The 19,777-nt window shown below is 47.8% G+C and carries 17 protein-coding genes; 11 read left to right on the top strand and 6 right to left on the bottom strand.

Annotated features, from left to right (window positions below; genetic code table 11):
* Positions 1 to 11 precede the first annotated feature (11 nt).
* From DP091_RS17195 to DP091_RS17210, 4 genes are all read left to right on the top strand, one after another.
* On the top strand, positions 12 to 1,277 hold the full coding sequence (locus DP091_RS17195; RefSeq protein ID WP_113059453.1) for a vWA domain-containing protein: 1,266 nt from the start codon (positions 12 to 14) through the stop codon (positions 1,275 to 1,277).
* Positions 1,278 to 1,294: 17 nt separating this feature from the next.
* Positions 1,295 to 1,936: a beta-mannanase gene (locus DP091_RS17200; protein ID WP_113059454.1), complete on the top strand. Its 642-nt coding sequence runs from the start codon at positions 1,295 to 1,297 to the stop codon at positions 1,934 to 1,936.
* Between the two features lie 71 nt (positions 1,937 to 2,007).
* Complete coding sequence (locus DP091_RS31390) at positions 2,008 to 3,267, top strand: hypothetical protein (protein WP_181469841.1); 1,260 nt, start codon at positions 2,008 to 2,010, stop codon at positions 3,265 to 3,267.
* Positions 3,267 to 6,242: a GAP1-N2 domain-containing protein gene (locus DP091_RS17210; protein ID WP_113059455.1), complete on the top strand. Its 2,976-nt coding sequence runs from the start codon at positions 3,267 to 3,269 to the stop codon at positions 6,240 to 6,242. The genes DP091_RS31390 and DP091_RS17210 overlap by 1 nt, the downstream gene beginning before the upstream one ends.
* 70 nt (positions 6,243 to 6,312) lie before the next feature.
* On the opposite strand, the gene DP091_RS17215 is transcribed toward DP091_RS17210, so the two are convergent.
* On the bottom strand, positions 6,313 to 6,663 hold the full coding sequence (locus DP091_RS17215; protein WP_113059456.1) for a winged helix-turn-helix transcriptional regulator: 351 nt from the start codon (positions 6,661 to 6,663) through the stop codon (positions 6,313 to 6,315).
* Between the two features lie 128 nt (positions 6,664 to 6,791).
* Between DP091_RS17215 and DP091_RS17220 the strand changes: the two genes are divergently transcribed.
* Positions 6,792 to 7,415, top strand: a complete 624-nt coding sequence (locus DP091_RS17220) for a nitroreductase family protein (protein ID WP_113059457.1) — start codon at positions 6,792 to 6,794, stop codon at positions 7,413 to 7,415.
* 102 nt (positions 7,416 to 7,517) lie between these two features.
* Here DP091_RS17220 and DP091_RS17225 read toward each other — a convergent pair whose 3' ends face one another.
* A complete protein-coding gene (locus DP091_RS17225) occupies positions 7,518 to 8,156 on the bottom strand; it encodes a nitroreductase family protein (protein ID WP_113059458.1) in 639 nt (212 codons plus the stop codon).
* Positions 8,157 to 8,273: 117 nt separating this feature from the next.
* On the opposite strand from DP091_RS17225, the gene DP091_RS17230 reads away from it, so the two are divergent.
* Entirely contained in the window at positions 8,274 to 8,633 is a 360-nt protein-coding gene (locus DP091_RS17230; protein WP_113059459.1) for a MerR family transcriptional regulator, read from the top strand.
* Positions 8,634 to 8,816: 183 nt separating this feature from the next.
* Here DP091_RS17230 and DP091_RS17235 read toward each other — a convergent pair whose 3' ends face one another.
* Together DP091_RS17235 and DP091_RS17240 are read right to left on the bottom strand one after the other, a co-directional pair.
* Positions 8,817 to 9,629, bottom strand: coding sequence for a VOC family protein (locus DP091_RS17235; protein WP_113059460.1), 813 nt, complete (start codon positions 9,627 to 9,629; stop codon positions 8,817 to 8,819).
* Between the two features lie 72 nt (positions 9,630 to 9,701).
* Positions 9,702 to 10,478, bottom strand: a complete 777-nt coding sequence (locus DP091_RS17240; protein ID WP_113059461.1) for a helix-turn-helix domain-containing protein — start codon at positions 10,476 to 10,478, stop codon at positions 9,702 to 9,704.
* A 301-nt stretch (positions 10,479 to 10,779) separates the two neighbouring features.
* Here DP091_RS17240 and DP091_RS17245 point away from each other — a divergent pair, with 301 nt between their 5' ends.
* The 5 genes from DP091_RS17245 (at position 10,780) to DP091_RS17265 (ending at position 17,660) form a co-directional block, all read left to right on the top strand.
* Positions 10,780 to 11,148: a YybH family protein gene (locus DP091_RS17245; RefSeq protein WP_113059462.1), complete on the top strand. Its 369-nt coding sequence runs from the start codon at positions 10,780 to 10,782 to the stop codon at positions 11,146 to 11,148.
* Between the two features lie 509 nt (positions 11,149 to 11,657).
* Positions 11,658 to 15,650 carry a glycosyl hydrolase family 18 protein gene (locus DP091_RS17250; RefSeq protein WP_258394602.1) on the top strand — a complete coding sequence of 1,331 codons (3,993 nt, stop codon included), beginning with the start codon at positions 11,658 to 11,660 and terminating at the stop codon, positions 15,648 to 15,650.
* A 193-nt stretch (positions 15,651 to 15,843) separates the two neighbouring features.
* Positions 15,844 to 16,254 carry a VOC family protein gene (locus tag DP091_RS17255; RefSeq protein WP_071220907.1) on the top strand — a complete coding sequence of 137 codons (411 nt, stop codon included), beginning with the start codon at positions 15,844 to 15,846 and terminating at the stop codon, positions 16,252 to 16,254.
* 177 nt (positions 16,255 to 16,431) lie between these two features.
* A complete protein-coding gene (locus DP091_RS17260) occupies positions 16,432 to 16,860 on the top strand; it encodes a MarR family winged helix-turn-helix transcriptional regulator (protein ID WP_113059536.1) in 429 nt (142 codons plus the stop codon).
* 161 nt (positions 16,861 to 17,021) lie between these two features.
* Positions 17,022 to 17,660, top strand: coding sequence for an FMN-dependent NADH-azoreductase (locus tag DP091_RS17265; RefSeq protein ID WP_113059464.1), 639 nt, complete (start codon positions 17,022 to 17,024; stop codon positions 17,658 to 17,660).
* A gap of 48 nt (positions 17,661 to 17,708) precedes the next feature.
* Here DP091_RS17265 and DP091_RS17270 read toward each other — a convergent pair whose 3' ends face one another.
* Together DP091_RS17270 and cls are read right to left on the bottom strand one after the other, a co-directional pair.
* Positions 17,709 to 18,113 (bottom strand): VOC family protein, encoded by a 405-nt coding sequence (locus tag DP091_RS17270; protein ID WP_113059465.1) that lies wholly within the window; start codon positions 18,111 to 18,113, stop codon positions 17,709 to 17,711.
* Positions 18,114 to 18,234: 121 nt separating this feature from the next.
* The gene (gene cls, locus DP091_RS17275) at positions 18,235 to 19,683 is read right to left on the bottom strand and encodes a cardiolipin synthase (RefSeq protein ID WP_113059537.1); all 1,449 of its coding nucleotides are present in this window, start codon (positions 19,681 to 19,683) and stop codon (positions 18,235 to 18,237) included.
* Positions 19,684 to 19,777 lie beyond the last annotated feature (94 nt).

Consider the following 19,777-nt stretch of genomic DNA (forward strand, 5'->3'; position numbering starts at 1 on the left):
AGGCGTGTATTGTGCAACGAAAAATAAACCCTCTCCTGCTGCTGTTTAGTCTAGTCGGTGGGGGAATCGGATTTGCCATTGGGGAATTTTGGCTTCGCCAGTGGGGGACAGGGCTTCCCGTCATCGTGGTTACAGGGATCTATTTCGGAATTTTGGCCTTGTGCATCGGATTGGCCTGCTTAATCGCAGAACTGATCTCCCCTCGTTTGAACGGGAGCTCATGGAGACAGCGATATACAGGCACATCATGGAAGCTGCTGATTCCATCCACTTTAGTGGCACTATTCCTGCTAGGAATGCTGTTTGAGTGGGTGTACCAGTTGAACCCGGGCAGCGCCAAGCCCGTGAAGGACATCGTGCTGATCATTGATAATTCAGGCAGCATGAAAGAGACGGACCCGAATCAGGACCGATATGCGGCGGCCAAAAATCTGATTAACCGCATGGACGAGGATAACCGTGTATCGGTGATGGTGTTTGATCATGCGACAACGTTACTGCAGCCGTTTACGCGTGTGAAGAACCAAGAAACCAAGGATGAAATCATCGCGGAAATCGACGGTTTGGCAACGACCGACGGTGGCACGGACATCAGTCTCGCGCTGGAGGATACCATGACGCATATCCAAGAGAGCCATGATGCCGCTCGAAGCGCCATGGTCATTATGCTGTCGGACGGCTTTAGCGAAACGGATCATGCGCGTGTGCTTGCGGACTACAAGCAGCAGCAAATCGCGGTGAATACGATTGGCCTCAGCCTTGTTAACCCGGACGGCGCCCAACTGCTTCAGACGATTGCCGCCGAAACGGGCGGGCAATATTACGATGTGCAGAACGCGGCAGATTTGTCTTTTGTTTTCCAGAAAATCTATGACGATGTCGGGGATCGTTCCCTGTTGACGAAACGTACGGGCGTTATGGAAGATAGCGTTTATTACCAGATTGTAAGAATCGCTGCGATGCTGCTCATCGGCGCTGCCATGGGCCTTGCCCTCGGCATTGTGTTTGATAACCGCCATCTCGCGCTTAGCTTCAGCATCGGCGGGGCGGTATCCGGCGTGCTCGCAGGCGTTGTGCTGGAATATGGCCTATCCGGGGGAGAAGTGGGGGATGCCTCCATTCGTATGCTGGCCTGCTTTATTCTCGCAGGAGTCATCGCCTTGTTTACGTTGGTGATCCCGGTTAAGGAGAACAGCAGGATCATTCGTAATGAGCAGCGGCCGGGCCGAACGGGACGAGGACAACGGCCGAATGATTCAACAAGCCGAGGATTTTAAAGCAGGGGGCGTTCGATATGCGTTTTAAAAATGCGGAGCCCGGAGAATGGGTCATTCAGGGATTAAGCTATCAATTGGAAGATGGTTTCTGTACGCTCCGCTGGAGCTGGCCGCCAGGTCTTCAGGCGGTATATATTCACCGCGAGATGGATGATGGATTTGGTCCGCCCGCTGGAGCTTTGGAGCCTGGCAGCCTGCGTCTGTATACCCGAGACGAGTACAAAGCGAACAATGGGTATCGTGATCGGGTGGACGGAATTGGTCAGATTATGTACACGGTGTATGCCATGTCTTCCGAAGACGGAGAGATGGCCTTAATCAGGCAGCCGGATAAAGCGAACAGCATTCAGTTCAGCACCGGCAAAGCCATGCTGGCATACTCCATCCGCGAAAAGAGCCGCTGGCTGCAGCCCTATAAGACGATTGAAATTCAGGTGACGGCGGAAGTGCCGGTACCCAAGGACGTTTTATGTTACGTAAAGAAGCAGGGGGCTTATCCGGTTAACAAGGAAGACGGCATCTTGTACCCTTTCGTTACGGATTTTGCAGCAGGGCGCAACGAATTGCCTGCGATCGAGGTGGGCAAGAATGATTATATTCGCTTGTTTTTTACGGATGGCAAGAAGTATGGACAACGGTATGAGCTCGTTTATAGATAGAGAAATCGAACACACAGCAACCACGATGAACACATCAGTGTGTTCATAGGGTTCAGAGGGAGGTACGAAAGATGGGCATTTTTGATATATTCAAGAAAAAACCGGAGCCGGAGCCAAGGCCGCTGTTCTATGACATTGTGTGCCCTTACTGTTTCAGTAAGTTTGCTCCGAAGGAGGTTGTCTTCCGGGCTGCCCACGACCGAGAGGATGACGAGGACTATGCGCTTGGGGAAGATGATGAGCTGAATCGGTACCGTGAACGCTTTGGACTGGATTCGGTGTATGATATCGAAGCGATTATCCGTCCGGGCGACATACCGGAGGAGCAGCATATATATTCGGATCACGTGCTGGTTGGATTGAATGACCGTTACGGCGTCGTCACGCGCAGACGGTTGTGCCCGAAATGCCACAATGAGCTTCCGGTAACCGCCGGGAAGGTGCCAAGCAACATTATCTCGATCATCGGTGCTTCGCAAGTGGGCAAGTCGGTCTATATGACTTCGCTCATTCATACGCTGCAGCATACGACGGCGGATCATTTCGATGCGGCCTGCATGCCGCTGAATGCCGAGATCAGCCGCAAGTTCCGTACCGGCTATGAGGAGCCGTTATTTGAGCGGGGAGATTTGCTGGCGTCTACGCAGAAGGAGAAGATGCAGGAGCCTTTCATTTTCCAATTCGTGTTCAAGGACGAGTCCAAGCCGCCGTTAACGCTCGTATTTTTTGACGTGGCGGGCGAGGGCATGGTGGACGAGGATTATTTGGGCCTTCACGGACAGCATATCAAGAATTCCGCGGGTATTCTGTTTATGGTGGATCCGCTCCAAATCCGCTCCATTCGAGAGAAAATCCGTCTGAAATTCGGTGACCAGCCCGGTGAATGGGTATCCCAGTATGATGAGCCGCGTGACGTCGTACTGACGATGTTCGGCGATTTCATTGCTTATGAGGACAAGGGCAAGACGGATATTCCGACAGCCGTTGTTTTAACCAAGAGCGATATGCTTCATGCCCTTAAAGATGAGGATGGCGAGTATGTGAAGCTGAACAGCAACATTTTTAACAATGTGGTACACCGCAAGTTTTTGAATTTGACCGAGTTTGAAAATATTGACGGCGAGATCCGCCGTTTTATCGAGAAGGTTGACCGTCCGTTCAAGGGAACGATGGATGTATACTTTTCGAATACTGCATACTTTGCCGTGTCGGCTCTCGGCAGCAACCCTGTCGACCAGAAGCTGCAAAGCGTCGTTAGCCCGATTCGGGTGGATGAACCGTTCATCTGGCTTCTGTACAAGCTGAAGTATATTCAGGGGAGGGAAGACTAGTGCCGGATTTCCCATCCCGAACCATACAGCAGCAAATGTACACGCGGGAGCGGCGGGGCATATTCCGTTCAGCCGAAGGCTTTGATACGGTGGCCCGCTCGTCGGGCTTGGAGGCTTCCTTTATCAAGAAGGTGCTGCATCCCTTTTGTCAATACGAAGCTCCTGCCGAGCTGACGGCACGCAGCGAGAGGGAAGCGGCGGCTTATCCGGCAGCTCTTCATCTGTTTCATGCGGAAACAGGAGAAACGGTGCTGGGGCGCAGCGTGTTTCAGCCTGCGGACTTTACTGGACTTCGCAGTGCCTTTTTTACGCATCACTATGTCATTCCCGACGGTTTCCTTAAAGATGAGCATTCCGCTTATCAGACCTGGCTGCAGGCCTCCTTCGCCGATCATTACGATATCGAAGAAGGCGTAGATCTGCCGCAGCTTCCTGCCATTCCGGTTCAGGCCGATTCTCAAGCCGCCATTTCCTATAAGAGGGCGCCAGCCTTATTGCAGGAGCTTGGGATCGACGAGAAGGTATTCAAGCAGCTGCTCTATGCATGCATATCCGCGGCTGCCGGGAAGAGAAAGGTATATATCGTTCTGGATGTCCCGGTGGAACAGTTGTCCGCGAAGGCGGTGCAGCTGCTCTTTGTGTTGTTTGGCCGATTGCCCTATGCGCTGCGCCAGGTGCTTGGATTCGTAACCTATGCCAAGGAGCCGCAGAGCAAGAAGGGACTTCACCTTATGTTCGTGGAGAAGGGCAGCCTGCGTCTAAGCGACCGCAGCATCGAGAAGGATTATTTGTTTGAGCTCGCTGCCGGCAGGGTCATCAATGCCGATCTGAAATGGTCCGAGCAGCCTTATCTTGATTTTGCATGGGAAACGCTATTGGACCCGGATCGCTCCGAGCGCTTTTTTGCCTTCGCCGAGCAGATGCTTGCCGATATGGAGCCGGGTCTGGGGATCTTGCTGGACAGCTACGATGATTTATGTGTGCTGTTCCAGATTGAAGAAGGCCATGAGGGCTTGTACCATGAGCATAAACATGCCGTGCTGCGTGCAATTCTGCTTTATCTGAAGCCGGCAGGTGCCCTTGCTTCTAAGGGACGGCTGGATCAGCTGTTCCACACCCTGTTTGCCCAGGAATTCGAGCTTGTCAAAGGCGGACAGGTTCCGGATGCAGCCATTGCCGGTTTCGTTAGAGATTATCACGCCATCAATCCCAGGCAGCATCATGATCTGATTGTGGAATATTTTATCCGCTCATTAAATAACGCCTTATCGAAGCGGCGTCAGGATGTGACCGAGGCGATTTACGACCTGCTGGAAGGCAGCCCGGCCTTAAGCCGAGCCTTCTACGCCAGGGTGCTGACCAGTCCGGGACTGCCGGCGTTGATGTTTGATCCGTACATGAAAAAACGCATGCAGCAAGCGGCGTCGCCTACAGACTTGGTAGATCTGATCGGCTTGTGGGTTCGGAACCACCCACTTCTGCTGGAACAGGAGAATTACATCCGGTTAGCCGAAGCCCAGCTTGTCGATAAGCTTAAGCAGGATTCGGATCCGGTGAGAGCGGTCAACGCCGTACTGGACCAATTGGATTCGCTGGAGCACCATCCTCAGAAGGGAATCGGTCGTTACCAAGGCGGAACTGCATTTGCAGACCGGTTGATATATGCGGCAAACCTTTTCCTCTTGCGTGAGCTCGAGCCCGAGCAATTAAGCCAGAAACAGCTGCTGGATATCGGCTTTCTGCAAATGCCGAAGGAGTTCAAGGGCTGGGTAGAGCGGTTCGATTCACGGATTCGGTCCAAAGCCGCGGTCATGCTGTCCCTTCACCAATGGTCCAGCCGAGAAGAAGCAAGAGTGGAGGTGCTGGAGGATCTGTCAGCCGAGGAGCGGGAACGAACTCAGCAAATCATGCGAATATGGCTGCAGAACCATGTGGTGCCATCCCGATTTGATAGCATTACCCTAGCCTTTTGCACGGAGATTCGATCCAGTGCGGTAGACTATCGGGGCTTGCTTGATTATTTGCACAGATACGGCAACAGTCCGGAAGTGGTATACCAGTATATGAAGTGGTCTGCCGAGCAACCTGTATTCGTTAGACCGCGGGGACTTGTTCCGGCTTATGCCACCGCTATCGTTGATTATTTCAAAACCTATGACCGTGAAGCCTTCAAGAATAAGGAATATGCGAAAACGTATTTCAATTCTCCTGCTCCAATCCTTAAACCGGTGTATACGAAGGTCAGGGCCGAATTAGCTTCGCCGTTGGTGCGATGGATTCGACAGCATTCGCGGTTCGTAAAAATCACGTCATCTTTGCTTGCGGTGATCGTTATTGCTGGCGCTGTCTTCATGATGATCCAAAACGGCAAGGGACCTGCGGATGGCAGTGCCGATCCGAATCCGGTCACTACCCCTCCGGTTACCGCACCTCCGGCTTCTTCCGATACCATCCCTGAAAAGCCGTTACTGACGGCGACGGTAGTGGAGGAGGGCGAGCAGGAGGGCAAGACCCAGCTGAGTTTCCATTTTAAACAGCCGGCGGCTTGCCGGGGTTTCAATGTGGACGAGCTACAGATTGTGGGCAACGATGCAAGCACGTTGTTTGAGGCTGCCAGCCCTGAATTAACGCGGGTATGCGCGGATGAAACTCCAGGGGAAGCGGAAGCCGATCCATCAGGAACAGAGATTGAATCAACGGATAATCAAACGGACCCGAAGACTGGTACAGCAGAAGGGGAAGACTCGTCTGATCCTGCTGAAGGTGAAGCTGTGGAGTCATCGGAAAGCGTTGGTGACGCTCAGGAAAACCAGACTTACTCAAGTCAGGTTACCGTGAAGCTGGATAAGCTGCTTGACGTGTCCCTTGTCGAGAAAGTCGTAGTGGATGGCGTTTCCTATGATCTGTCCGACGAAAGCGCGCTTTCGGAAGAGCCAGAGCAGACTCCGGAGAATGAGACGGATGAAGGAGTTTAATATAGAAAACGAGCAGACGAATGATCGTCTGCTCGTTTTTTTTTCGACGCCTCTTTATATGCACGACCGCCTATTCATGCTGGCAGCAGATTTGTTCTTCTGTTTCGAGGTTTTGTACGGTTGCATAGGCGTTGCCCCATTCACACATTGTATTTAATACAGGCACAAAGGATTGGCCCAGCTCAGTTAAACTGTATTCTACCTTAGGCGGCACTTCTTTAAATACTTCTCTTCGGACAAGCTCATCTCGTTCCAGCTGCTTTAATTGTTCGGTTAAAACTTTCTGCGTTATGGTTGGCATGAGCAGATAGAAATCCTTGGTTCTCCTTGGTTTTTGACTCAGAAAAAAGAGGATTAAACATTTCCACTTTCCTCCTACCGTATTCATAAAAATATTGATTCCCGTATTGAGACCATTCATTATGGATTCCTCCTAAATAGGCACATAAAGGTGGCTAACCCACTTTATTGTGCGTTATTTTCTGCCACTGTACGGTCCATTATAATCGGAATGTGAAGCAAATAAAACATTTGGAGTGAGTGAGCACAATGAGTGTGAGAGAGATATTGGAACAAAGACGTTCTGTCAGACATTATGATCCCCATTATAAAGTGGAATCGGAAACGTTGGCTGCTTTGATTGAAGGAGCCAGCCAATCACCCAACGGAAACAATATTCAAGCGACACGGTACCTGGTTATAGACGACCCGAATTTAAAAAACTTGTTATTCCCCATTGCCTTTCATCAGCAACAGGTAGTAAAAGCGTCCGTACTAATCGTTGTACTGGGCGATTATCAAGCATTTGAAAAAGAAAATATTATAAATATCCATGAAGATGGATTCCAAAAGGGTTATTTTGACGCAACATTAAGAGACTATTTAGCCAACGCGGCTATCCAATATTATTTAAATAAATCAAAAGAAGATTTAAAGCTCGAATTAGTAAGAGACGCAAGCCTGGCGTCCATGTCGTTAGTCTTACTGGCGAACGAGGCGGGTCTTCATACGATTACCATGTCCGGGTATGATTCCGAACAATTAAAGTCGGCCTTACAGATTTCCGACAGGTATGAAGATGTGATGCTTATAGCCATTGGGAAAGGAATTAAACAAGGTCATAAAACCGTTAGACACGATGTGGACAAAGTCATTTATACAAACAAAATATAATTCATGGAATGAAATATTAGTTATGTGAAGCCAAAGCAGCCGATCACAATGATCGGCTGCCTTTTTCTTATTGATTGATAATGAAGCGATTACGGATAATGGTTACCTCCAAAATGTAATCTTGTCAGAGCTTAATCGAACGGACTCATGCCCATTCTCTTTGGCTTTTCCTAATGAGATGATCATGACTGGAGCATAGCGTTCTTCATCTAAATCGAATGCTTCTGCTAACTGATCAGCTTCAAAGCCTGCCATTGGATTCGTATCATACCCATGTGCACGAGCTACTAACATGAACTGCATGGCAAAGAGGCTGCTATCTACTTTTGCAATTTCAACTTTCATTTCTTTTGAAAGAGTCGGAAAGTAGGATAGAATGGTTTCGAGTTGACGATCTCGTACTTCAGCTGGCATTTTTCCTTGTTCCACGGCTGTATTGTAAATTTCTTCAGTATATAAATGGCTTTGGGTATCGCCAAAAATTAATAACATGGCTGATGAAGTATCATTCTGTAACGAATTGAACCTCACAAGAGGTCTTAGCTTTTCTTTTCCTTCTGGAGTATCGACCACAATTACACGCCAAGGCTGCATATTTGCCGAGGATGGAGCCAAACTGGCTTCCGAAATCATGTCGCTTATCTCTTCTCTCGATATTTTAATGTTCTCATCATAATGACGGACAGAACGTCGGCCCATAACGATATTGGCGAAATCGTTGTTTTGAATATGGTTAAACATAGAACCTCTCCTTTTGATAACATGGATTTTTTGACTTTGTAGATGTCATTCGTTATCATATTTCGTATTATGAACTATGAACCTAGGTTTATAGCAAGAAATAAAAGAGGTCATATGATGAAAATAAACGATGTTTCAAAATTAACGGGTCTGCCCATCTCAACATTGAGATTCTATGAACGTAAGAACCTAATTCCGGACAGCTATGTTAAAAGAGATGCAAATAATTATCGTGTTTATTCTGAAGACATTGTGGAGTTTCTATATGATGTGAAGACACTTTTATCCGTAGATTTTTCTATAGAAGAATTAAGTTTGTTGGTAAATCAACAACTTAACTTGTCATACGAGGCAAAAACAAAAATGGTTGAACAAAAAATCAAAGAAATTGAAGAGATCCAGAAGCGATTGAAAAAATCGAAGAAGTTCTTGAATGCAGTTTTGGAAGGAAAGGCAAATTTTCAAACCAAGTGTTAAGGACAATCCAATGATCTATTAACCCCGACTGCGATATAAGGGCTGCGATCAACTGCTGGAATGCTCGCAACCCTTTTTTGAATGGATCCGATTGTGGAGATCGGTCAGAACTTGTTGATCATTCAACTGTCTTGGTCATTATGAGGAATTCCCGTGGATAAGCGAAATCATCCTTTTTTATGACTAACAGTCCTCGTAACACCAGACATTGATCTGGTTGCCATATGGATCATAGGTATGGAACATGACAAGAAACTTGGGATTTCCGGCAAAATCGGTTACCTTCCATCCTTGTTCCTGCAAACGTTTATGGGTCTCGAAAAAGTCGGCCTTCTTCCGGATTACCCAATAAGGCCTTGCAGCTACAGTGAGCGCGCTCTTCGTTCGGTCCATCCGAACGGTTTCCAGATAGACTGGTGCGCCTTCGTTAGTGATGATTACGGTTGCGGAGGTTCCGTCCTCACTGATCCGTTCGACCCTGCCGTCCAGATTAGTCTGGTACCAGGCGATGGCTTCATCCAGTCGGTCTACGCCAAAGCGGGGGATCGCTTGGAATGGAAAGCGTGCGTCCGGTGCCTTAGCAACCAATGCCTCCGTACCTGGTTCCGGTTCGATTGCCGTTAAGCGATTGCCAACCGGATCGAAGAAATCGAAGGAGCGGTCAAAGGCGCCTTGGGTCACATCGGTTACTTGAATATTCTGTTCGCGAAAATAGGCGTGTGCAGCTTCAAGATTCGTTGTGGTAAAGCAGAAGCGAACATTCCCGTTCAGTCCCCAGTCTACTGCAAAATGCGGGTGATCATGTTCCACCGACTTGATATGTATGCATCCCAGTGCCGGGAAAGTAAGGGTGGCCATTTTTTCGACCGGGTAATCCTCTTCGTATGTCACTTTCAGATCCAAATGTGTGCTGTACCAATCGATGAGTTCCTTGAATCGATCCCAGGGGGCCACGATAAAACCTCCATCAAAATCATCCAGCCTTAATCCAACCATTCGCTTGATCCTCCTACAAGAAAGTTTTGGAGATGGAACAATCCTAGTATAAACCTTCAAGTAACTTGAAGGTCAAGTGAAGCGAGTTTGCATTACAGGAATCATGATTTCGAATATTGAAGAATCGGGAAAATGCCGTTCCAGGCGCTTGCCCGCAGGTTCGAAACCGAACTTCTGGAGATAGCGGATCGTTCGCATGCAGATGAAGGTATCCTCCCATGAACTATCCACCGATATGAACAAGGTAGGAGGGATGGTCTCCGGATAGGCTTCCGCAGAAGTCGGGAGAGGGGTTGGCTTCCGGGAGGACTCCGTTATGACTTGATATCCGACTTCAATCTGGACCGCGTGCGGGAGGGAATCGATCACCTTGATCAAGCTGGAGCCTTGGGTGCGAATGTTGAGGTCACGGAGTTTGGCAGCCGCTTGTTTCATTTCTCGAGAGTAGGAGTTCACTGGCTTGTCTACCAAAAACGGCTGCCATATCACGGTTAAGGGTTCTTCCCAATTGATGAGATGCAGACTGCCATGATCCGATTCCATCCCATTTAGATATTGACTCGCAATCTGAACCGAAAGTAGACGTGCTTCAGCCTCCCGCCGCCAGCGTTCAAGAAGCTGGAAACGCGTACTTTCCTCGGCCTCCAGGAAACAGCGAATATCCCCTAGACTGATTCCCGATTGACGGAGACTGTTTACAAGTTTGGCTGTCTGAATTTGATGGTAGCCATAGAACCGGTAACCGTTATCGTGCCGTTCAGCCGGAACTAGAATGCCTTTGGATTCATAGAAGCGAAGGGCACTGGGAACCATGCCCGTGCGTGCTGCGAATTGCGCGATACTCATCATTGGCGTTCACCTACTGTTTTGAATAAGTTCCAAAAGAGCACTTGCATTTTGAATGTACTAGAGTCTGCTGCTCCATATAATACCATAAACAAAGGCGAAATCGGTGTTGATGTAGCTTTGTAGGGATGATACAAAATGAGATTGAAATAAAGTGAGAAGTAGAGTCACACCATAGAATGTGAATTTTGTTGGATGCAGGCTTCACAATAAGGTATTCTGGATGTGAATGAGTTGGAATTGTGATAATAATGGACCTGTATTGTTGGACATGCAATAGTTGAGGGAAGGGAGGTGCGGCACCATGTCCTATCAAAAGGCACTTGAGGCATACATAGCGGCCACGAATACGCATGATTTTGACAATGTAGCCCGGCTGCTCGACGGAGCTGCGGTCTATTGGTTTTCGGACCGGAGCTGCCATACGTTGGATGAGATCCGGGCCTATTTCGAACATGCTTGGCATGTGATTCAGGATGAGGTGTACCGGGCGGAGGATGTAGTGTGGATCGCGAGCGATGCTCGTACGGCGGTATGTGTCTATACCTACCACTTCGAGGGTTATCATCAGGAGACATTTACGTCCGGAAGCGGGAGAGCAACGAATGTGTTCGTTCGCCATGCCGATAGCATATGGAAATTAAAGCACGAGCATTTAAGTTCGATTCGATGAAACGGTTGGATATCATTACATAAATAAAGGAAAAAGAGTCCTTGGAGGGCTCTTTTTCCATTTGTAAAGATTGCAGGCCCTGACAGATGACAGATCCAATCTGGGTTGAATTTATTAACAGAATATAAAATTACAAGAATTTATCCCATGGTTATGGAAATGTATCCCTTCTCAATCGATAGTGTAGGTTCCATGATACAAATATATGAATATTTATTGAACACAAATGAATTCATGAAAGGAGGCTGTAGTAGAGCGCTCGGACCATGATTCCATCATGAGTAGAAGGGGGATTTGAACTCTACATATGAGCTGGAAAAATTAGTAACCGCTTTCAATATAAGTTTGATTTGAGCGATCTGCGAAATTAGGCAAGTCATCAAAGAACGACCCGATGACACCGAGGGACAGACATTCATTGAAATGCTGTATCATTTGCAATCGAAATTTAATCAACAGAGGTGAAAACGGTGACACCCTTTCTAACGAAAAAGCACCCGAAATGGGTGATGTGTTTCTTGGCCCTTATTCTCATTTTTACGCCACTGCTTAATGCGCCTGCTTCCTATGCAGCAGAGGGCACTCCTTCCTCAGAGATTCCCGCCACTCGCTCCGACATCGATCCGGTAACGGTAACAAGCTCGACCTATGGAGCTCAGGATCCGCTGGCGCCGCAGAATCTGCGCGTAGTTCAAGACTCAATCACAGCCACTGAAGCAATGATTCAATGGGATTATGACAAGAATAATCCTCAACACACGTTTGAAATTGATGTGTGGAATGCCGTTGACGATGCATGGTATACATGGGGTAACGGCGGAAGCCGAACTCTTGATAACTTAAAACCCAATACGACTTATAAACTTTACATTACCTGGTATGAGAGGCCTTCTCAAGGACCGGCACAAAGACATAAGAGTAATGTAATAGAATTCACTACTTTGGACGGGGAGGTCAAACCTCCAAAAACGTCTGCTCCTCAGAATCTCCGATTAGTTGAGGTCACGCATAACCAGGCGACCTTTGAGTGGGATTTCCTTAAAGGTGACAAGAACGATATTGATGTTTGGAATGCAGACACGGGTGCTTATATCACATGGGGAAATTTAACCACCCATGCCGTTACAGGGCTAAGTCCTGAAACAACCTATCGTATATATATTACTTGGTATGATCATAGGCCATCCAAAGACATGAAAAGTAATATTCTTGAATTCACGACCACTGCGGATCAAACCGTGTATGAACAAGCGCCGATAGCGCCGCCAAGTTATTTGAAAGTCACAGATATTTCTGAGGAAGCAGTAACTCTCCAATGGGGAGAAAGCTCGGGTGCCACTGGATATGAATTGTATCTAGACGATAACAAAGTCGAGACATTGGACACGGTGACGTCGGTCACATACGCCTTGAATCCAATGGCAAATCGAGAATATAGCTTTGAAGTCACTGCCGTTAAAGCAATCCAAGGCCAGCCTTCGGAAACCTCTGCGAAGAGTAATGCCGTCAAACTGAAATGGGGAGAGCTTGCCAAACCAGAGGGGCTGCAGGTTGTTTCATCCACAAGATCTACGGCAGCATTGGGATGGGCACCAGTTCCAGGGGCTACAGGCTATCATATTTATCAAGATGGAGCGAAGATACAGACAAGTAATGAGAGCCGTTTTTTGGCTGCTGGACTGCAAGAAGGAAAGACTTATTCATACCAGATTGAAGCCTTCAACAGACTGTGGACATCACCTATAAGTGAAGAAGTTAGGGTTGTACCCGGAAGCAATTACAACAATATTACTTACTACACATCATGGTCAGCACTTCCAGACGAACGGAATTTCTATCCGTCTGATATTGATGTTTCTCAGGTAACTCATATTAATTATGCGTTTGCAGATCTGTGTTGGAAGAAATTCGGAAGTACTGTGAGAGCATGCGAAGACCCGAATGTTCCTTTACAAAATAGATATGTTTATGATGGTGAGATGATTATTGGAGATCCAGAGAACGATTTCAAGAACTTCCAAGCGTTTGAGGGAATCAAGGCATCGAACCCACACTTGAAGCTCATGATTTCGGTAGGCGGCTGGTCTTGGTCAAACAACTTCTCTAATATGGCGAAGACCGAAGAAACTCGCCGAGCCTTTGCGAACTCGGCGGTTGATTTCCTTCGCGAATACAAATTCGATGGTTTGGATATCGATTGGGAATACCCGGTTGAAGGTGGAGAAGATGATAACTCCAGAGGACCGGAAGATACGGAAAACTTCACATTATTAATGAAAACCGTACGTGAGGCATTGGATGCAGCTGGTTCCGAGGACGGGAAATATTATCTGCTGACGATTGCTTCAGGGCAGGGAGACAATTTTGTTAAAAATGCAGATCTTGCAAATTCCGTGCAATATCTTGATTTCATCAATATCATGACTTACGATTTCAGCGGAAGCTGGGAGACGCTGGGTCATCATAATGCACCGCTGTTCTATGACAAAGAGCATCCAAAAGCAGCATCATCCGCTCCAAGAAATCATGTGCTTGGCGGTTTGTTAGGACATCTGAGCGGTGGGGTGCCGACGCACAAGCTGATCGCCGGTGTTCCCTACTACGGTAAGGGCTGGGATGGTTGTCCGCCAACGGGTCAATATCAAACTTGTAAGGGTGGCTCTTCATTAAAAACTTGGGAAGCGGGAGTTTTCGATTTCAGCGATCTCGAGAATAACTACATCGACAAGAACGGCTATAAAAGATATTGGAACGAATCCGCCAAGGTACCTTATCTGTACAACGATCAAAATAAAGTGTTCATCACCTATAACGATAAGAACACCATGAAGTACACCGCTTCTATCGTGAAGTCGCTGGATATTGCCGGCGTCATGAGCTGGGATATCAGCGGCGACCGCAATAAGACGCTGACGACTCAACTCGTTACCGACTTGCCGATCGACGGCAAAGTCAATGCTTCAGCACTTCCGGCTCCGGCGAATCTCTCAAAGGTAAGTGTCGGCGCAAGCTCCATTCAGGTGAAGTGGGATGCTGTGGCAGGTGCAACGGGATACGAAGTATATGTGAATAATGCTTTGTCAGGCTCGGTTACAGAGAATAGTTACACCGTGAATGGCCTTAGCTCTCTGACAAACTACAAGATTCATGTGCTTGCGGTAGATCGAACGGGGAATGAGATTAACCTCGTCTCCAGCGCTTCGAATCTGCTTAGCGTAACAACTTCAAGCAGCGGTTCCGGTGGATCTGACGGTACCGGCGGATCAGGAGGCACTGGAGGATCTGGAGGATCTGGTTCACCAACGCCTTCGACGCCACAACCGCCTAAAGCCAAAGATCAGCTTGAGGCAAAAGTCACGCTTCATGGCGATAAGGCTGTGGTGACCCTACCTACGGCTGCAGCAGTTAACAGCATTAACCTTTCGGATTCTTCCAACTTCCAGATCCATACGGGTGCAGGTGCGAAGCAGGCTGAGGTTGATATTCCGCAAGAAATCATCGCTGCCTTAGCCAAAAAAGGAGCCAAGGCCAGTCTCTCTATTATCGTGAACGGGACAGAATACCGGATTCCGGCTTCGCTGATTACGGTTCCTGGTCCTGTGAAAGTCTCGATTGTTTCTCCAGAGGCTGCCGATGCAGCGGGCGTGGAGAATCTGATGAAGGAAAGGGAAGTGCTAGCCACTCCGCTGTTGTTCAAGCTCGAGCAAATCAACGCGGATAAGACAACGACCGATCTGAAGCATTTCGGTAAAACCCATGTCAGCGAATTTGTGACGTTAGACGCGAAAAAGATAGATGTAAAGCGTGCCACTGGAGTGGTTTATATACCAGGTACCCATGAGCTTCGATCCGTTCCGACCTTGTTTAAAGTTAACCCGGATGGTACGGTAACGGTTGAAATCAAGAAAACCGGCAGTGGTATTTATGCCTTGATTCAGCAAGATATCCGGTTTACCGACGCGATCCCTTCATGGGCAAGAGAAGACGTTGCGCAGGCTGCTGCCAAGCTGATCATATCTGGTGAAAGTAACGGATCTTTCAGCGGTAAGCAACCCATTACCCGTGCCGAAATTATATCCATTGTGGTGAAGGCGCTGGGTATTCTGCCTGACGACACTTATTCCAACTTCAAGGATGTAGATCCGAAATCCAGCTATGCCAGAGAGATTGCAGCCGCGAAAGCGGCAGGGCTGGTGAAGGGACGCTCAGGCGATATCTTTGATCCAAACAGCTTGATTACGCGTGAGGAATTGGCCGTCATGCTAAGTAATGTGCTGGATTATGCCGGCAAGAAGAATGAAGCCAGCCAAGGACTGTTAAACAGATTCAAAGATCACGCCAAGGTTTCGTCCTATGCGAGGTCGTCCGTCGCCTTCGTTGTGGAGCAGAAGATTATGCAAGGCGTATCCGCCTCCAAGCTGGATCCGCAATCCCATGTAACCAAAGCTCAGACGGTGGTAACCGTCATGAGATTGCTGCGGGCAGTGGGTTTATCTAATTAACATGGATTCGTAATACGAAGGGGATGTCTCGCAGGCGAGTTGTAAGACTGCCTGGAGGCATCCTTCTTTTTTTGATATGGAGTTATAGCCGTCTGAATCGCGTCTGTATGATATTGAACATAGCAATTGAAGAGAAATGCCGTGCTGCTGCTCATGCTATGATGAATCTATCAAATCGATGAGGTGATTCGAAATGGCTTTGAAAAGCGATAATATTTTTGTGAACCTACCAGTGAAGGACTTGGAGAAAACGAAGGACTTTTTCTCAAAAATCGGTTTTGAATTTAACGCGCAATTTACGGACAAAAACGCGGCTTGCCTGGTCATCGGCGATAACATCTTTGCCATGCTGCTCACCGAGGATTATTTCAAGACGTTCACGAAGAAGGATCTGTCGAATGCCGCGAACACAACGGAAGTAATTCTGGCACTATCCGCCGAAAGCCGGGAGCAGGTGGACGAAATCGTCAATGCCGCGCTTTCCGCGGGAGGGTCGCCTTCCAATGATCCGGTGGATCATGGCTTTATGTATGGATGGAGTTTCCAGGATCCGGATGGCCACCTGTGGGAAGTCATGTATATGGATCAGAGCCAGGTCGAATAGAAGCATTGCAGCAAGCAGATGTATCTTCAACATGAAGCAGTTTACAAGCGGCAGAGGTCTCCGAGGTAATTGGGGGAAATCTGCCTCTTTACTTTTATTTGGAAATCCGTTATATTTGTATGTGCAAACAATTGAAGGTGATTCAACAGGATGAACTCAGCGAAAGAGGTAGCCGTTATGTTAAATACGTATATCAAGGAATGCCTTTACTTCACAGCCAACCGTCTTAGCCGGGTCATTACCAAGATGGCCGAAGACGAGTTTGCAGCCAGCGGATTGTCACCCACATATGCTTATTTGCTTATGGCTGTATATGAGAAGGAAGGGATCTCGCAGAAGGAATTAGGCGAAATTCTTCATCTTCAGCCTTCTACCGTAACCCGACTGGTTGAGAAGCTGGCCGTTAAAGGGCTGGTTTATAATCGGGTGGAAGGAAGGATGTCATTGATCTATACAACCGATAAAGGGAAGGCTTTGGAGAAAGTGATTCACGAGTGCTGGATGAATTTGCGAAGTCGTTATGGCACTATTTTAGGTCATGCCGAAGGTGATGAATTATCGCTGCACCTATACGAAGTGAGTGATCAATTGGAGAATAAGGACTGAGGTCTTTATTTTCGCGGAATTATAATTGTATGTACAAACAAATAAATATAGGATTATTTGAGATGAGGCGTGTTAAGCGATCATTCTAATCGGGAGGTGAGGCAGACTGCAAGCTAGCTGGTGATTTTGGTTATCCACATAATAAAAGGAGTGTTGTCTATATGGAACGCCTACTCGTTATTAATGCACATCCGAGGGTAAGAAGCGAGAAGTCCTTGAGCTTGCAGGTGCTTGAGTTTTTCGTAAGCAAGTATGCAGCGCAGAATCCGGCCAGCCTAATCGAACAGATCGACCTGTATCGGGAATTCATTCCCGCTATTGACGCGAATCTGCTGAACGGGTGGGAAAAGCTTGAGAGCGGGGAGCCATTAACCGAGGATGAAGGAAAGATGATGGGGCGGATGGATGAGATCCTGCAGCAGTTCAAGGGGGCATCCAAGTATGTAATCGCCATGCCGCTCCACAATTTTAACATCCCTTCCAAGCTGAAGGATTATATGGACAATATCATCATTCCGAAGGAAACGTTCAGATATACGGAAAGCGGGTCAGAAGGACTCCTTACCGACGGAAGAAGCGTTGTGGTCATTCAGGGCAGCGACGGCATATATACGGAGAATGATGGGTACCGTGAGATTGAATATTCGCATAAGTATTTGAAATTCATGTTCGAATTCCTCGGTATAACGGATTATGAGATCATTCGTGCACAAGGCCGCGCCACGCTGGATGTCAAAAATATACTGGACACAAGCCGATTGGCCGCAGCGGAAGTCGTGGATCGTTGGAGTTCCGTATAAATAACGCAGAAAAGGCCCTCCAAGTGAAACTTGAAGGGCCTTCTAATATTAATTGACTTGGACTTCGGTCGTTACCTGCCACAATACGCCGAACTTGTCTTCCAGCAACCCGAACAGCGCTCCCCAGAATTGAGTCTTCAGCGGATCAAGCACCTTACCGCCCTGGGACAAGCGGTCAAAAGCTTCATGCGCTTCAGCATCGCTCTCAAACGACAGGCTCAAGTGAATCCCGTTCCCGCGCTCCAGGGTTTGGAATATGGAGTCTGACATAAAGATTGGAATGCCTCCGGCTACGAGACTAAGATGCATGACCTTGTCTTTATGCTCTTCCTTGGTTCCGGGAATCTCGCCATGCGTTTGCACGGACAGGATCTCCCCGCCAAGTGCTTGGGTATAAAACTCAGCCTGCGCTTTTGCATCCTCAGAGAAAATATACGGTGTCAGTTTAGCCACGTTCAACATCCTTCCCGATTCTATAATGATGGATTTGTTTTCCTTGGCTTTAGTATAAACGGTCCGCGTCTTGCGTATTTCTTCTGAATTGCTAAATGTTGAGGCAGCGCTATGGTTTGTTTTACAGAATAGGGGACAGCAAGCGCGAGATGGATTCCTTGAACTTGATCCACCTTGATCGCTCCAGATACTGCTTCATCGTAAGCTGACTGGATACGCGCAGATCCTGATGGAAGATGTGAGTCAACTGTTGTGATAAATTCTCATCGTACAGGAACGCATTCACTTCAAAATTCAGCTTGAAGCTTCGAACATCGATATTCGCCGTGCCGACGGAAGAAATCTTCTCGTCAATGATAATCGTCTTGGCATGAATGAAGCCATTGTTGTAGAGATATACGTTAGCTCCGGTTCTCAGCATTTCCCCGATATAGGATAAGGTCGCCCAGTAGACAAAGGGATGATCCGGTTTATCGGGAATCATCAGGTGAACCTTGACGCCGGACAGCGCCGCAATGCGGAGCGCATCCAGAAGGCTGGCATCAGGGATAAAATACGGCGTCTGAATATGAATCGATTTCTTGGCGGACGAAATCATTTTGATATAACCATTCTTGATGTGCTCATACCTGGAATCCGGGCCGCTGGTCACAATCTGAATCCCGACATTGCCAGGCGAATCGATCTTGGGGAACAGATTCGATTCATAATAAATATCGTGATGGTGCGAAGCCTGATTCCAATCGAGAATAAAGCGAACCTGCATCGCATAAACCGCTTCACCTTGAATGCGCAGATGGGTGTCCCGCCAATACCCGAACCTGGAGTTAAGACCCAGGTATTCATCCCCAACGTTAAAACCGCCGACATACCCGATATTGCCATCAATGATAGCCAGCTTCCGGTGATTCCGGTAATTCAAACGCAGATTAATGAAGCGCAGCTTGGAAGGGAAGAAAGCCTCGGCTTCTCCGCCGGCTTCGCGAAATGCTTTGAAGAAGCCCTTGGTTAATTGACGCGAGCCCAGCTCGTCGTACAGAACCCGGACCTTCACGCCTTCCTTTGCTTTTTTGGTCAACAGGGATATCAGTTTCTTGCCCAGCTCGTCGCGACGGATAATGTAGTATTGAATATGTATGTAGACTTTGGCTTCCTCAATATCCTGAAACAACCGTTCAAATTTCCTGCGTCCATCCGTAAAAATTTCAACGTGGTTGTCGTCCGTAAGGATCGCTTGATTCTCGTTGATATGCATATGGATCAAATCGCTGCTATCCGCGGCCGCTTGATTGCTGAACGGGTATTCTCCGTTATTCATCCCTTCCATTTGAGACAGCAATACCTTCTCGATTCCGGTTTTCTGCAGATCATCCCAATGAAAGAGACGGATTCTTCTTAAATTTTGGGCGAACAACAGGTACAGCGCAAAGCCCAGAATCGGGATAAAGGACAGCACCAGCAGCCATGCCCAGGTGGAGCCGGCATCCCGCCGTTCCCTGAACACAACGAACATGGAGAACACGATATTCAGTACGATGATCAGACCAAGAATGATGGATGTAACATGCAGGTTCATAATATCCTCCTAAACTATATCCTTGCTCTTGTAATCCTTCATATTATACGTGAGGCGTTAGGAGAAGTATATATCTCCAGAATGAAGT

This window comes from Paenibacillus sp. MDMC362, assembly GCF_003269305.1.
GTDB lineage: Bacteria > Bacillota > Bacilli > Paenibacillales > Paenibacillaceae > Paenibacillus_AQ.